This window comes from Rhodoferax sp. LS1P39, from assembly GCF_056521425.1.
In genome coordinates this window covers 1-14,665 of the sequence record NZ_JBWMAV010000015.1, presented here as the reverse complement: position 1 = coordinate 14,665, position 14,665 = coordinate 1, and the positions used below count along the sequence as shown (strand labels likewise).

At 38.7% G+C, this 14,665-nt stretch carries 12 protein-coding genes; all 12 read right to left on the bottom strand.

Translation table 11 applies throughout. The features are described 5' to 3' along the window. The 12 genes from AC097O_RS19760 to AC097O_RS19705 are packed head-to-tail and all read right to left on the bottom strand — an operon-like array spanning nt 1 to nt 14,118. Nucleotides 1–1,161 (bottom strand): TIGR03088 family PEP-CTERM/XrtA system glycosyltransferase, encoded by a 1,161-nt coding sequence (locus AC097O_RS19760; RefSeq protein ID WP_479594566.1) that lies wholly within the window; start codon nt 1,159–1,161, stop codon nt 1–3. A 17-nt stretch (nt 1,162–1,178) separates the two neighbouring features. Next, nucleotides 1,179–2,459, bottom strand: a complete 1,281-nt coding sequence (locus tag AC097O_RS19755; protein ID WP_479594565.1) for a nucleotide sugar dehydrogenase — start codon at nt 2,457–2,459, stop codon at nt 1,179–1,181. A gap of 35 nt (nt 2,460–2,494) precedes the next feature. Then, nucleotides 2,495–4,051, bottom strand: coding sequence for an exosortase A (xrtA, locus tag AC097O_RS19750; protein ID WP_479594564.1), 1,557 nt, complete (start codon nt 4,049–4,051; stop codon nt 2,495–2,497). An 8-nt stretch (nt 4,052–4,059) separates the two neighbouring features. After that, nucleotides 4,060–5,250 carry a TIGR03087 family PEP-CTERM/XrtA system glycosyltransferase gene (locus AC097O_RS19745; RefSeq protein ID WP_479594563.1) on the bottom strand — a complete coding sequence of 397 codons (1,191 nt, stop codon included), beginning with the start codon at nt 5,248–5,250 and terminating at the stop codon, nt 4,060–4,062. Between the two features lie 25 nt (nt 5,251–5,275). Next, a complete protein-coding gene (locus AC097O_RS19740) occupies nt 5,276–6,316 on the bottom strand; it encodes a FemAB family XrtA/PEP-CTERM system-associated protein (protein ID WP_479594684.1) in 1,041 nt (346 codons plus the stop codon). Between the two features lie 9 nt (nt 6,317–6,325). Beyond that, nucleotides 6,326–7,165 (bottom strand): XrtA system polysaccharide deacetylase, encoded by an 840-nt coding sequence (locus tag AC097O_RS19735; protein WP_479594562.1) that lies wholly within the window; start codon nt 7,163–7,165, stop codon nt 6,326–6,328. 18 nt (nt 7,166–7,183) lie between these two features. Then, nucleotides 7,184–8,311, bottom strand: a complete 1,128-nt coding sequence (gene wecB, locus AC097O_RS19730) for a non-hydrolyzing UDP-N-acetylglucosamine 2-epimerase (RefSeq protein ID WP_479594561.1) — start codon at nt 8,309–8,311, stop codon at nt 7,184–7,186. 12 nt (nt 8,312–8,323) lie between these two features. Then, the gene (locus AC097O_RS19725; protein WP_479594560.1) at nt 8,324–9,385 is read right to left on the bottom strand and encodes an XrtA/PEP-CTERM system-associated ATPase; all 1,062 of its coding nucleotides are present in this window, start codon (nt 9,383–9,385) and stop codon (nt 8,324–8,326) included. A 3-nt stretch (nt 9,386–9,388) separates the two neighbouring features. Further along, complete coding sequence (locus tag AC097O_RS19720; protein ID WP_479594559.1) at nt 9,389–10,945, bottom strand: TIGR03016 family PEP-CTERM system-associated outer membrane protein; 1,557 nt, start codon at nt 10,943–10,945, stop codon at nt 9,389–9,391. A gap of 28 nt (nt 10,946–10,973) precedes the next feature. Then, complete coding sequence (locus tag AC097O_RS19715; RefSeq protein ID WP_479594558.1) at nt 10,974–11,894, bottom strand: XrtA-associated tyrosine autokinase; 921 nt, start codon at nt 11,892–11,894, stop codon at nt 10,974–10,976. 2 nt (nt 11,895–11,896) lie between these two features. After that, nucleotides 11,897–13,474 carry an XrtA system polysaccharide chain length determinant gene (locus AC097O_RS19710; RefSeq protein WP_479594557.1) on the bottom strand — a complete coding sequence of 526 codons (1,578 nt, stop codon included), beginning with the start codon at nt 13,472–13,474 and terminating at the stop codon, nt 11,897–11,899. A gap of 50 nt (nt 13,475–13,524) precedes the next feature. Then, nucleotides 13,525–14,118: an XrtA/PEP-CTERM system exopolysaccharide export protein gene (locus AC097O_RS19705; RefSeq protein ID WP_479594683.1), complete on the bottom strand. Its 594-nt coding sequence runs from the start codon at nt 14,116–14,118 to the stop codon at nt 13,525–13,527. Between the last annotated feature and the right edge of the window lie 547 nt (nt 14,119–14,665).

The window sequence follows — 14,665 nt, the reverse complement described above, 5'->3', positions numbered from 1 at the left end:
TTATTTGTTGGTGGGAGCTAGTGGCACAGCGTTTTCGCTTATGCCCAAAAGTCGATCGTACAGGCCTTGGTAAGTACCAACCATGGCATCAAGGCTAAATTTATCCAGAATGCGTTGCCGACCCGCGCGGCCCATCTTCTGCGCCAATTCTGGTGAACGCGCCAATCGCACCAAGCTGCAGGCAATAGCGTCAACATCGCCAGCAGGCACAATTTGCCCGGTAACCCCGTCGATTACCAAATCGGCATTGCCACCCACGTCGGTAGCGATCACAGGCAAGCCACAAGCCATAGCCTCTAGTATCGTATTGGAAATACCCTCTGCCAGCGATGGCAATACAAAGCAATCAAGCCCTCGCATGATCTCAGGCACATCATTACGCTCACCAGGTAGCCAAGCGAGTTGCGACAGGCCAGCCGTATCCAACAGCATCTGGCATGGTTCCCGCAATGGTCCATCACCGACCAACGCCAGACGCAGGCACGTTTTCAGTTCTGGCGATATCTCCAATGCACGTATGAAAGCGCGGGTTAAAGTTACTTGGTCTTTGACGGTCTGCATACGCCCGACCGTCCCGACGACCCACAAGCCTATGTCCACGAACGGACATCCAGGGATCACAGAACGTCCGACAACATCCGCAGGCGAAAAACGTGAGGAATCCACTCCGTTATAAACCTGCGTTATCCGTTTGGTGGAAATATGAACTTTGTCTGTCAAATAAGACGCCAAGTCACGCGACAGCGCCAAATAATGGGTAACAAACGGTGCATAAACACGGCGCATCCATTGGTATTTTTTACTATTACCGTCAAAATCACCTACATCGCGACCATGCTCTCCATGGATACGGACAGAAACACCAGAAGCCCATGCAGGAATCAATACTTCAAGGGCTGCGAGGTTTCTGGTATGAACAATGGCAGGACGCAATTTCTTGAATAAACGAAACAACCTGGGATACAGCCAAAATGCATGACCAGATGGTTTATTAAGAGCATAAAAGACGACATCATCGCGTTTAACTCGTTTTTTAAATTCGGTAACGTCGGTTAGTGCAACTACGACATGACGATACTTTTCAAAACTCATGTTGTTAATCAAATTAACAACTCCATTCTCCAATCCACCCATGTCAAAGCGATACACAACATGCACCACCAAAAAACGGCTATCTGTTAGAGCCTCCACAGCTTATAACCAGCAGCCTCAATCGCAACGCGATCGAACGAAGACTTCACATCAATAAAAGCGCCGCCTTTGACGAGCTTTTTGCCAAAATCCTCCATAGACAACGCAGCATATTCGCTGTGAGCAACAGCAGCCACAATAGCATCAGCACGAGGCAGCTCATCCCAAGTCAGCAAACGAACACCATATTCGTGCATTGCTTCCTCCGCTTCAGCCTGGGGATCTGTAACAAACACTTCGACGCCGTAAGACTTAAGCTCTTTTATAATGTCAATAACCTTGGAGTTTCTCAAATCACCACAGTTCTCTTTAAAAGTGAGTCCCAACATATTGACCCGCGCTCCTTTTATATAGCTGCCAGAAGCAATCATATGCTTGATAGTTTGTTCAGCAATAAACTTCCCCATACTGTCATTGATACGCCGTCCAGCCAATATCACTTCTGGCTGGTAGCCAAGCATAGCGGCCTTATGAGTCAGGTAGTAAGGATCAACACCAATACAGTGACCGCCTACAAGGCCAGGTTTGAACTTCAAGAAATTCCACTTAGTTCCAGCAGCCTCCAAAACCTCCGTGGTATCAATACCAATTTTGTCAAAAATAATCGCCAACTCATTCATTAAAGCAATATTTAGATCTCTTTGGGTATTTTCAATGACTTTTGCGGCCTCAGCAGCCTTGATCGAGGATGCACGATGAACTCCAGGCACAATAATTTTTTCATAAAGTTGAGCCACTTTCTCCAATGTGTCAGGCGTATCACCTGATACAACTTTCAAAATTTTAGTCAATGTATGCTCTTTATCACCAGGATTAATCCGTTCTGGGGAGTATCCAATAAAAAAGTCTTGTTTCCACTTCATACCCGACTCCCGCTCCAAAACGGGGATACACACCTCTTCGGTTGCGCCTGGATAAACGGTCGATTCATACACAACAATAGTGCCAGCCTTTATATGGCGACCGACGCTCGTACTGGCACCAATCAATGGGCGAAAATCAGGAATATGAGCGTCATCAACAGGTGTAGGAACAGCTACTACCACAATATCCGCCTCAGCAAGCATCGTGGCATCATACGTATATACCGCGTGAGAAGCAGACAACATCTCCGCATTAGATAACTCACGAGAAGGATCAATACCTTTTAAACAAGAATCAACTTTAGATATAGATATATCAAAACCGATAGTCCTAAAATGTTTACCAAACTCTATGACCAATGGCAAACCGACATACCCCAAACCAATAACAGCAACAACAGTCATTTAAATTCCTTAAAACATTAAATAATCAAAAAATCCTACTCAGAGCGAGTCGCTTCCAGCATAACTTTAATTTCACTATAATTATCTTCTAAAAATTTTTCCATCGATTTTTTAGCTAACTCGTCATCATCATCTTGGGCATATAAAAGAATAATAGCAGAATCGTCTCCATTCCCAAACAAACGCTGTATCGCACCGTAAACTTTGGCCTTATAGTCGTTATCAGTAAATACCCCATTTACCCAGTAGAATTGCCATGCTTGCAGACGACTATTCCCAATCTGATCGCGACCACCTAAGCCGCGAAGATTCGTTACGCGAACAGGTAAGGGATCTACCGTACCGTGCAAGACATAATTTCCACTACCGGTTTGAAGCCATTCTTTACTTTTCGTATTAACAATAGAATTTTCAGAACTTACCAGTTTATTATTATAGTTTTGATTTCTATAATACGCAATATATAATCCAACAAGCAACGAATTTTTCTCATAAGTGCCATCTATATTCTTAATTGAACCTTGAAAACTGGGTTTCAAAATTTTTATTTTTCCGTCAACTCGACTCCAAGTAGAGGAAAATTTCTTTGGCGTAGAAATAATAGGCAATGATAATCTATTATCAATTAGAGTAAATTTACTCCATCCAATAGGAATACCCATCGCAATCGCAATCAACAAGGCATTTATCCAAAAATAAGATGGGCGAGAACCTTTACCTATAACGTCATTGCTAGCGTAGTTTTCATCGGAACTCTCATTCTCTGCCCAGCGCCCTCCGATTAAAAACATCAATAAAATAACAACGCCAAAAAAAACCCAACCATAAATAAGATGGTCAAACCCCACAGCAAGCTTATTTTCAGAAAAATGCCCGAGCATAACAATAAAATAGGCGCGCATCCAATTTGCTAAAACAGGAATAACAATAGAAACGCCAATGAATATAAGACGACGATTTAATGATTGATAGTTAAGATAGGCGTAAAGCGTCCCGATCATGACTGAAGAAATTAAGTACCGAACACCACTACAGGCCTCGACCACTGACCAATTACCAGACGATATTACAAACTGCAGACCTTCTTGATATACAGGAACACCACTTAAACGAATTGCAATGACAGTAAACTTTGCCGTCCACTCCATAAGTAATGGGAGTAAAAATTCACCCAATGGCACTGCAAAAAACAAGAAAAATAAAGGAAAAACAATAACCGATGTCACGGACCACCCAAAAACCGCGAAAACTAACAAAACAACAAGCGCGATGGATGCCAATTGAGTAACAGAATTAATAGCAACCAGATCACCCAAAATCCATATTATTGCCACAGCAATAATAAAAACCAGACCAAAATAGTTTGGCTTTGGTACCCGAGCAAAAAGATAATTTCTTTTACGCCAAATCAGCCAGATGACAATGGGCAGAACCAAAAAACCATGAGTAAAGGTTTCGGATCTAGCCCATATAGAAACCATTCCAGAAAATGTATCCCAGAATAGAAATAATATCCACGACAAAACAATGAAAAAAGAAAATATCGCGTTAAGCCAAATTTTTCTATTAGAATCTGGCGAATTAATAATCATAAAGTAGCCTAGGCCTCATCAAAATTTAAGTATTTATCAATTTTTTTCAAATGCGAACTCCAGGCATATTTCTCTTTTACATTGACCCGTGCAGCCCTGCCAATTGCAACAGATTGTTGTTTATTATTTATTAAAAATTCTATTTTTTCAAAAAACTCAAGCGAGGTCTCTGCGGCTAATACATTAATACCATCCGTCGAATCTATGGCTTGAACGCATTCTACAGATGCAACAACCGGTTTTTCCATCGACATAGCTTCAAGTATTTTATTTTGAACGCCACGTGCAATTCTTAACGGAGCAACCACGATTGTGCAGAACTGCAAGTACGGTCTAACATCTACAACCGTACCAGTAACAGATATCGACTTAGAACGCAGATCTAGAACTGCTTGAGATGGATTACGACCAACAATGTGAAATCGGTAATTAGAATTATTCTTACTAAGCAAAGAAAACACATTATCAACAAACCAAATCACAGCATCAATATTTGGCCAATAATCCATTGCTCCAGTAAAAACAATAGAAATACAGTTTTCATCATCTTTATCAAAAGGAGATTTTAATGTATAGTTTGGGGTAAAAAAATCCAAATCGACACCGTTATTTATTGCACTTGTCTTAAATGAACTTTCGGGTGCAATAGTAGAAAATAGATTTCTTTCCTTTTCCGTCACAAAAAAAGAATGTGATGCTTTCAATGCCAAAAAACGCTCATACTTTAAAAGACACCTACCTTCTCTTCGATATAACCAAGACATAGGAAAATACTTTTGATCCGAATACTCAGCCCATTTCCGAGAATCAACGTCAACAAAGTCAACTAACATACGGGCGTAAAAATCGCTAGGCACAAACTGCGCCATCACCGAAGAAAATACAACAATTGCATCAATTCTATTATTTTTAATAATTTCATCTACCCAAACTTGAAAAGTTCGACTATGGTAATAATTAAGTGTCAATGCGCTTTTATTAAAAAGTCCAACTAAACTTCGGGGTATTGAACGGCCTCTACTTAATCTCTCAAAATATAACGACGCACACAAACCCTGTACGACAGTTAAATATTTCTCATCCAAAGGATCATCAATAAAGGTACCCAAATAAATATTATTTCCAACAGAAAGATGTTTTAATAAATTATAAGACCGTACCTTATCTCCTTTATTGGGAGGATAAGGAAGTCTATGCACCAGATAAAGTATATTACGCAAAAAATTAACCCAAACTCTTAACAATAAAAGGGCCTACTGCATTCGCAACAGAAACAGGCAATCTCTTCCAAGCCGAAATAAAAATAGAATATTTTTTATTTAATGGATTATTCTGAGGAATTGAATCCCTTTTATATAGACAATATTCATAACTCAAGGACTTAGGCTCAAATCCCCAATTTTTCTTAAATGCATAAGATCCGGTATTAATTTTACTTCTACCATAATCAAATGTATTTAATCCGAGCTCACACGCTCTACGCAATAGTTCCCAATACTTAAAATCATTAGCAGCCAGATCACGTGCAGAAACACTATCACCAGCATAATATGGAAGAACTTCATCGCGGAAATAAAAACTCATTACACTACTAACTGGAAGACCATCTACAGTAGACACTATTAACACTTCACAATCAGTGCCAAACTCTTCCTTTAAAGCTGAAAAATATTTTTTCGGCATCGCTGGCGTACCGTGGCGATGAACATTATCAGCGTATAAGCTAAAAAATCTATCCACATTAAAATCAAGATCGCTGCACAAACCATTTTTAATACCCTTGCGGATCATGGCGCGTTGTTTACGTGGTATTGCTAATAAATTCTCTCCTTCAGTGGGAAGAATAGATTTTCGAAAAGTTACATAAATATCTTGAGCAGGCCAATCTGCATTCCGTTGAACTAAATTCCGAAATTCAAGATGATCGACATTCAGGCTTTTCGCCAAGTCCTGCGCAGCAAGCTCTAAAGTATTTCCGATCTCATCGTTAACCGCGACAACTCCACCGTATACCGCAAAAGGTAAACTAATAAGAGAATTTCCAAACAAAATGCTTTTAACATGTGCCAGTGGAAGAATTCCTTGAATAATGCCAGCTGATTCAACGTATAAAAAATACGTTGGATGATTAAACACACTATTTATTACCTTCTGCCAACCAGCACGATGAAAGAAAGTTGCGTTAACGTTAGAAAAAACAAATTTATCCCACAAATTAATGGTATCAGAATCATTGACTTTTAATCGCTTAACCTCTATCTTCATATTCATAAATTACACTGAAAAAACCTTATCAATTCGATCCCATTTAAAATCGGAAAGCAATTTTATTAGCTTCCCCTCCATCCCTTTTATGTTTATATAATGCCTAAATCTAGTTTTTATATTTATATTTTTAATCTTAGGCTGATCATTGTCTAATTCCCAAGGATGAAAGTAGAAGACGGCCGACTGCCTATCGGCAGATAAAACTCTACCAATCATTAATTTTGATAAAGAATATGGCAATAATCTAAAATATCCTCCACCACTAGACGGGAAATTCCTTCCAAACAAACGTAAAGTAGTAATTGGAATTTCTATCAATCCTTCACGCACAGGATAAGAAAATCTTGGTGATTCGGGCAGACCATAATGATCATGTTTTATTGGGTAAATACTAGAACTATACTTGTAACCTGAAGACAGCAAGCAATCAAAAACCCATAAATTATTTTCTGTAACAGAAAAACTCGGTGCCCTATACCCTTTAATTTGAACTCCTGATATATCCTCTAAAATTTTTTTTGAGGACTGTATATCTGATAAAAAATCATTCTTAGATAAATCAGAGGCGCGCTCGTGCCCATATCCATGACTAGCTAATTCATGCCCTTCCTGAGTGATTTTTCTTACCATTTGAGGAAATCGCTCTGCAATCCATCCTAATGTAAAAAAAGTGGCCTTTGTGCCACTATTATCTAATAAACTTATAATCTTTTCAATATTTTTCTCAACGCGACAATCATGCAAATCCCAATCGCTTCTTTTAATATAAGGTGAAAATGCTGAGACCTGAAAATAATCTTCTACATCAACAGTAAAAGCGTTAGTGATAATATTATTATGATACATGCTGGATACAACTTGAGATTACAACATTAGCCATGTTTTTAAGTCGTCGGCAATTCGCTCCGCTGCTGACCCATCCCAGTATTCAGGCACACGTCCAGACTTACCTCTTCCGATCAATATTTCATCAACATTCGATAAAATCAACTCACGATTTCGACCAACAATGGTATTTGTACCTTGGTCTACTGTAATTGGCCGCTCTGTATTTTCTCTTAGCGTTAAACAGGGCACCCCCAGGGCGGTAGATTCCTCCTGGAGTCCCCCTGAATCAGTAAGAATTACAGCGGCGCTTGACATCAATCCAAGCATTTCAAGGTAACCTTGAGGTGGCATAAATACTATATTTTTCACATCAAAAATATAGTTAAGCTTAAATTTTTCAATATTATTTTTTGTGCGAGGATGAAGAGCAAATATTAAAGGCAATTTATTAGAAACCTCAACCAGTACATCTAATAGATATTGGAGATTATCCAGTTGATCCACATTTGATGGTCGATGTAGTGTTACCACCGCATACTTTCTCAAACTACTTAATATAGATGAATTAACATTAGCAGATTTCAATACATCCAAAACATTGGGCGCACTTTTTCGGCCATATATTAAAGAATCAATCATGACATTCCCGACAAAACAAATTTGTTCGGAAGAAATTCCTTCTCTATTTAAATTACCTTCAGCAGATCTTTCGGTTGTATAGAGGCGATCGGCGATTTGATCAGTTAAAACTCTATTAATCTCTTCCGGCATTTTTTTGTCATAACTGCGCAGACCGGCCTCTACGTGGGCTACAAGAACACCTTTTTTAACCGCCACTAATGTGCATGCTATCGTTGAATTAACATCACCAACAACTATCACACAATATGGATTGTAAACATCTAAAATTGGCTCAAATTTTCGCATTACTTCTGCGGTTTGGACCGCATGCGTTGCAGAGCCAACTTCAAGATTTATGTCTGGCCGTGGCAACTGCAAGTCATCGAATAATCGATCACTCATATCCTTGTCGTAATGTTGTCCAGTATGAACAAGAAGGACTGCGGTATTAGGTAGTTTTATTGATATGGCTCGCAAAATGGGAGCCATTTTCATGAAATTTGGGCGAGCACCAACTACGCAAATGATGTAACGAATAGACATGTATTTATATTATTAATTTTTAATAGATAAAAGAATGCTTTTTAATATCAATAATATCTCCGTGTTATTTTTCTCTAAACGAAGCATACTATTTTCCACCCGCTCTAATTTATCGCTTAAATTTGAGTTTTCTATTTCATTTATTTTTTTAATGGAAAAATTCTCGCAATCGGAAAAATTATTCAAACTATCACGACCATTGTAAAGACTAGAATTTTCGTTGAAAATACTATCGGATGAGGTTTTTTCAATTGATACATGACCAGATTCTTCTAGAATTTCACGAGATACTGCTTTAACATCATTTTCGTCAAATCTATCTTTGTTCTCTAGAAATCCAAGTAGCAAAAGTCGGTCACAAATTGAATTAATGCGCCTAGGTATCCCTCCGCTTGCATCAAAAAGTGCCTCAAATGCTTCGGTAGCAAAACTAGGCCTATTTGTCCATCCAGCACATTTCAATCTGTGTTCAATATATCCTTGAGTCTCTTCGGTATCCATAGGACCAATGTGACATGCGGCAATAACCCGCTGTCGTAACTGTTGCATACTTGGATTTTGCAATATATCTCTGAACTCAGGTTGTCCGATCAGAAAACTTTGCAGTAGTGATTGTTTTCCAAACTGAAAATTTGATAGCATTCTTAATTCTTCAACCGCACGCGGTGTGAGATTCTGAGCTTCATCAATTATTAATAAACAACGTTTACCCAAGCTAGTTTGGCTGACAAAAAAAGCTTCTAGAGCTAATAAAATGTCAGCTTTAGAAGAATCGTTTGTACGTACTCCAAACGCAGCACCAACCATACGTAAAGTATCTTCTGCGTCTAACTGAGTGGTTACCAGATTACCGGCAACGACTTTATCTGCATCTAAACTATCTAACAGACTTCGAACTATAGTCGTTTTACCAGCGCCAACCTCACCAGTAATAATAATGAAACCTTCATTTCTTAGCACACCATATTCTAGATATGCTTTTGCTCTTCTATGCTGTTTACTTGCAAAGTAAAACAATGGGTCAGGATTTAGTTGAAATGGCTTGGTGCTAAGCCCATAGAAATCTTCATACATAACTTAAAACTGCATTGTTAAATTACCTGTGACCGCCGCCTCGCTATATGGAAACGATCCACTGGTCGAGACAGATCGCCTCGCACTCAAAGTTAAATATGCTTTCACTCCCATCCGCGTTGAAGCACTAATACTAGCGGATCTAACTTCTGATTTTTGAGAGTCTAATTGCCCATTTGTTCTTTGAATCGAAATTTGATTGCTAATCGTGGCGTTAGAAGTTAATCTATGTGTATAAGCAACACTAAAGCCACTTTGATGTATGGAACTAGAGTTACCGAAATCATCGGCAACAAAAGATGAAGTGCTTACACTCTTGCCTGTACTCTTAGAGGCAGTAAAGGTAATAGTATCCCGAAGACCAAGAAGCGCAAAAGAGATATTTTGCGCTCTCTGTAGTGAAGTTCCGGATGTTAAATATCCATTCAATGCCGTTGAGTTTGGATTGATACCATATGTCTGCAGATAATTATCAACGAGTTGGGCTCTTTTTATTGGGTCTGGCTCAATTGAAGAGAATTGATTAAATAATAACTCATAGTTATTACCCAGACTTGAAGAATTTTTTCCATTTGACATAGAGACGCTTTTGACATCACTCACCCGCCAACTTGTACGAGGTGTTCTGTGTTCAAAATTCAAACTATGCATTTTTCCTAAGGGATTATTTTCCAAATTAGCTGAAATTTTTGTCATCTCAGACACAGTCCAGTTTAATCCCATGCCAGAAGTCCAGGAGTCAGTTTTTGCGGCTGATGTATAGTTTTGAGATTCACGACCACCTGAAACAGAAACCATTAAACTATTAATGACAGGATAATTCAGAGAAATTTTTAAACTATCTACTTTGGTGTCTAGAGTGTTAATTCTAGAAACTACTTGACGATTTAGACCTAATGTCCATGATATTCTTCCAAAAAAATCATCTCCATTTAAACTAATTGATGATGTTTTTGTATCGGATGAAAAATTATTGGCGCTTTTAGCTCGAGTAGTGGCTAAACTGTATCTTGCCTCATAGTCGAAATAATTAGATACTTTGCCACGATAGTAGGGGGCCAAACTATATGTAGAAACTTCAGTTTTATTTGAATTTATATTATTAAAATCGCTATTTTGAATCGAAAAAGCAGATATTGTTCGTTGGCTTATAGTTCCTGAGATATCTAGAAATCCATGTCTATCTATCGCTTCAACATTAATTGATGAATTCAGTGAATTTTGGGTTGAATTTTTACCTTGGTCATCGCTGCGATTAATAAAATTCAGAGAGTAATTCAAGTATCCCTTAATTTTTCCAGATCCACTCCGGATATTTATTCCCGGGCTAACTTCAGTAATCCATCCTGATTTTTTATTTCCATTTTCCAGAGTCAAATTATTAGTCCAAGTCTCGTTTAATGAAAAACTTGGTGACATATGAAAAAGCCCCCCTAAACTTAAAGGTGCGGATAGGGTTGCTTGGGCATTTGAATTTATTGCAAAACAAGATACTACAACAAAAAAAAATGGAAATTTTTTATATTTAAATAAACATGAATTGTTGAAATATAGCTTCATACTAATAATGAAATAAAATATAGGTCACTCATTGTTCATATCCATAACCGTATCCATAACCGCCATACCCACCTTGCAAATTATTTTTAGCTTGATTTAGAACCATCATTTTGACTGGGCATGCCTCGATCGAAGACAGAGCATGTTGAATATCGACTTGAAGAGTTTTTTCCGCGTGCACCACCATTACTATTTGTCCCATGTGCGTTGCTAAAACTCTTGACTCAGTAGTCAATAGGAGTGGCGGGGAGTCAAATATAATAATTCTATCTGAATATCTATTTGCAATATTTTTAATTAATTGACTCATGGCATCACTAGCCAATAATTCTGTGGCACGTAGGTGCGGAGTTCCACTAGGCAACAAAGTTAATTTATCAATATTTGTTTTTAATAGAACACTAGATAAATCATCAACATCACCCACAAGCAAATCAAGCAATCCCGGACTAGCCGGCAACCCTAACATACGCAGTACCGAAGGGCGCGCAACATCGGCATCAACAAGCATTACCGTATTATCTAACTCTGTTGCGATACTCATCGCCAAATTAATTGCAGAAAAGCTTTTTCCTTCTCCCGCTAATGCGCTAGTAACCATTATCAAGTTGCCATTTTCTATTAACGAGGCTCCCTTACCCATGGCATTGCTGATGAGAGGGCGTTTTATGACACGATACTGATCAGCAATTTGAGATCTTGGTGCATTAGGACTAACGATACCTGCCCCAGCTAACGCGTCTAAATCTAAATCAACTTTTCTTGAATAAGATAATGGTTTTGTAGTGCTTTCAAGAATTTTATTATTTTTTAAAACCGAAGAACTCTCGACGTTTGATTTTTCAATAGAAATTTCATCTGGGTTAACATTGTCAAAATCTTTTGAGATAACTCCAGCTTGACGCAGCTGCTCAAGACGGCGGGTTGCCTGTTCAATTAAGCTATTCATTTTTAACCTATTTGTCCAGATATAAATGCTAATGCAGAAATTAACAAAATGAACGCGATAATTAATGCAATTAAAAATCCAAAAAATTTACGAAGATCAGATCTCTCTTTACGCTTTGCGGTATCACTCAACACCAAAGTAACCACACCCAAAAGTGGGAGGTCAATTACGTTGCGTAAAGTCCTTGCATCATGAAACACAGGTCTTAATTGACTTGCGGCAAATGCAGTAAAACCCCCAGTCCCCAAGGCAGCAACTAAGGCTAACAGTAAAAGGAGTAACCGATTGGGGGCCACAGGTTTAGGGGAAACTCTGGGCGGATCAATCAATCGAAAATCAGCAACGCCAGCAGCAGATTCTAAATCACCGGATAAAGATGCTGATTCACGTCTACTGACTAAATCTTCATAATTTTTTTTGTTAATTGCATAATCTCGATTCAACTGAGCATATTCAGCTTCTGTTTGGGGTGCGGTCTTTAAAAATTCACGAGCTTTTTCATATCGTGACGTGTACTCAGAGACTCTAGCCCGTAGTGCCGCGACTTGCACCTCTGAAGTTGCTAGCAGTCGGCTCATTTCTTGTGAAGCCAGTGTATTATTTGTAGAATTTAACGGACTTAACATCGCCGATTTTCGTAATTCTTGAATTTCTTTCTTTTTCTGATCTTCTAATTCTTTAATTAATCTCCGTGTACCTATAACATCGGGATGTTGATCAGTAAATCGCTGAAGTAAACTGTCTAAATTTCTCTTCTGTACTTCTATACGTGAATCAATTTCAGGAGTGGCTAAAGACTGAGCCGATTCTTGCATCAAACTTTTAGATGAAATATTTGCATTTTCAGATTTTTCACTTTGCAATTGAATTTTTGACGCATCTCGTGCATTTTCTGCTTCACGTAACTCAAGTTTCGCTTGATTCAGTTGAGTACTTATTTCACTTAATTTCCCCGCTATGTCAGTTCCACCGTTTGCTGTTTGTACATCGATGTTACGGAGTTTGAATTCTTTTAGTCTAGCTTCAGCTGATTCTAATTTTGATTCATATGTTTTTATTTGTTCATTTATGAATTTTTTAGCAGCGTCAGTATCTTTTCGACTGTCACCTAAACTTGATTCAACAAATATTGAGACAAGCGACTGAACGACACGTTTCGCCCGATCAGGATTTTGATCTTGATATGAAAGTGTGTACAAATTATCCCTTGCAGTACTTTTTATCTGTAATGAATTCATTAGTTGATCAATTAATCCTTCCTGTGTTCCTTTAGATACAGTTCCAAGATCAAGATCAGCCATACGGATTAACTTTTCTACATTGGGTCTGGTGATTAGTGTTCGACTTAACATTCCGACTTGCTGATCTACATTCGGCTGAACGGCCAACCCTGACATCAATGGTTTAAGGATAGACTGTGTGTCGACATAGATACGTGCTGACGCTTCATATTTATCAGGCACTCGTAATACTATTCCCGCCCCAATCACACCGACAAGCCATGCAACAAGAAGACCCAACCAACGATGCTTCCAAGAACCTCTTGCGAAAGTTAGTAACTGACTAATTAACTCATCCATTATTTAAATATTCTTAAATTTAACTAATTATTTATAATTTGAAATTTAGATTAAAACCATCCCTGCGGAATTATCAAAATATCGCCAGGCTTCATTTCTACATTGCTCGAAAAATCGCCTCTTTTAACCAGGTCTTTTAAGCGTACTGAATACCGCTTATCTCCTTCAGAGGTTCGTAATATTGTTGCATTGTTTCCATCCGCGAAATCTGTTAGCCCACCTACAGAAATCATCACATCCAACACTGTCATTTTACTTTTGTACGGTAGCGTTTGTGGCTTTGCCGCTTCACCTACTACACGAATCTGCTCACTGTATGGCCCTACGAAGCTGGTTACCATCACGGTTACCACTGGATCGCGAACAAATTTTCCGAGTATTACTTCAATTTCTCGTGCCACTTGAACAGATGTTTTCCCCTGTACTTCCAATTCATCCACCAACGGTGTAGTTAATTTTCCGTCTGGCCGCACGGGAACCGACATCGAAAGCTCAGGATTACGCCATACAGTAATACTTAATGCATCGCCCGGACCAATAATATAGTTGTAGTCATTCGTGATTGCGCTTGTTGGTGCAGCAGGATACCCAGGTGTAAAAATTGAGCATGATGCCATCAACCCACAAAGTATACCAATAGACATTTTGCGAGCCACAAATGGAAGATATTTACATTTTTTTTTCAAAATTTTCCCCATAATCATAAAATTTTCTATTTATACCCGTTACAAATATAGCGCATTTTTTATGTGCACAGCCACCAAATATGTCACATCTTCAGCATTTATTTAGAGCCTAACATGCAATACTAGAAATTAAAATTATTACCATATTACTCCTAACACAGGAGTGATATTATTTATTCTTTTGCGTAAAAATAAATAAAATATATCAGTCACAATATGAGCCATTTCTTTATAACCTCCATCGAGGATTGCATTAGTTGCATCGACATTTTTTACGCAATTCTCTAGCGAAATTTGGGGGAGGTATGCCTTCTTCTTCCGTCGGACATTTATTGGATGTAGTGTAGGTTGGGTCAAGTTACCCTCCTGCATGAAGGCCAGAAAGATCTCCAGCCGGCGAAAGGTAATATCGTCTCCGACGCGGATGGCCATGCCTAGGGAGCAGCCTTGTCAGCTTCGCTGGTGAACGCGTCGGCAAAGAAGGCCTCTGGCGGCAGCCCGGCCT

Bases quoted from the DNA above. Each gene is read 5' to 3' on its own strand.
- AC097O_RS19710 (WP_479594557.1), bottom strand. From the start codon at position 13,474: ATGGATGAGTTAATTAGTCAGTTACTAACTTTCGCAAGAGGTTCTTGG.
- xrtA (WP_479594564.1), bottom strand. From the start codon at position 4,051: ATGATTATTAATTCGCCAGATTCTAATAGAAAAATTTGGCTTAACGCG.
- AC097O_RS19740 (WP_479594684.1), bottom strand. From the start codon at position 6,316: ATGAAGATAGAGGTTAAGCGATTAAAAGTCAATGATTCTGATACCATT.
- AC097O_RS19735 (WP_479594562.1), bottom strand. From the start codon at position 7,165: ATGTATCATAATAATATTATCACTAACGCTTTTACTGTTGATGTAGAA.
- AC097O_RS19755 (WP_479594565.1), bottom strand. From the start codon at position 2,459: ATGACTGTTGTTGCTGTTATTGGTTTGGGGTATGTCGGTTTGCCATTG.
- AC097O_RS19705 (WP_479594683.1), bottom strand. From the start codon at position 14,118: ATGTCTATTGGTATACTTTGTGGGTTGATGGCATCATGCTCAATTTTT.
- AC097O_RS19725 (WP_479594560.1), bottom strand. From the start codon at position 9,385: ATGTATGAAGATTTCTATGGGCTTAGCACCAAGCCATTTCAACTAAAT.
- AC097O_RS19720 (WP_479594559.1), bottom strand. From the start codon at position 10,945: ATGAAGCTATATTTCAACAATTCATGTTTATTTAAATATAAAAAATTT.
- wecB (WP_479594561.1), bottom strand. From the start codon at position 8,311: ATGTCTATTCGTTACATCATTTGCGTAGTTGGTGCTCGCCCAAATTTC.
- AC097O_RS19715 (WP_479594558.1), bottom strand. From the start codon at position 11,894: ATGAATAGCTTAATTGAACAGGCAACCCGCCGTCTTGAGCAGCTGCGT.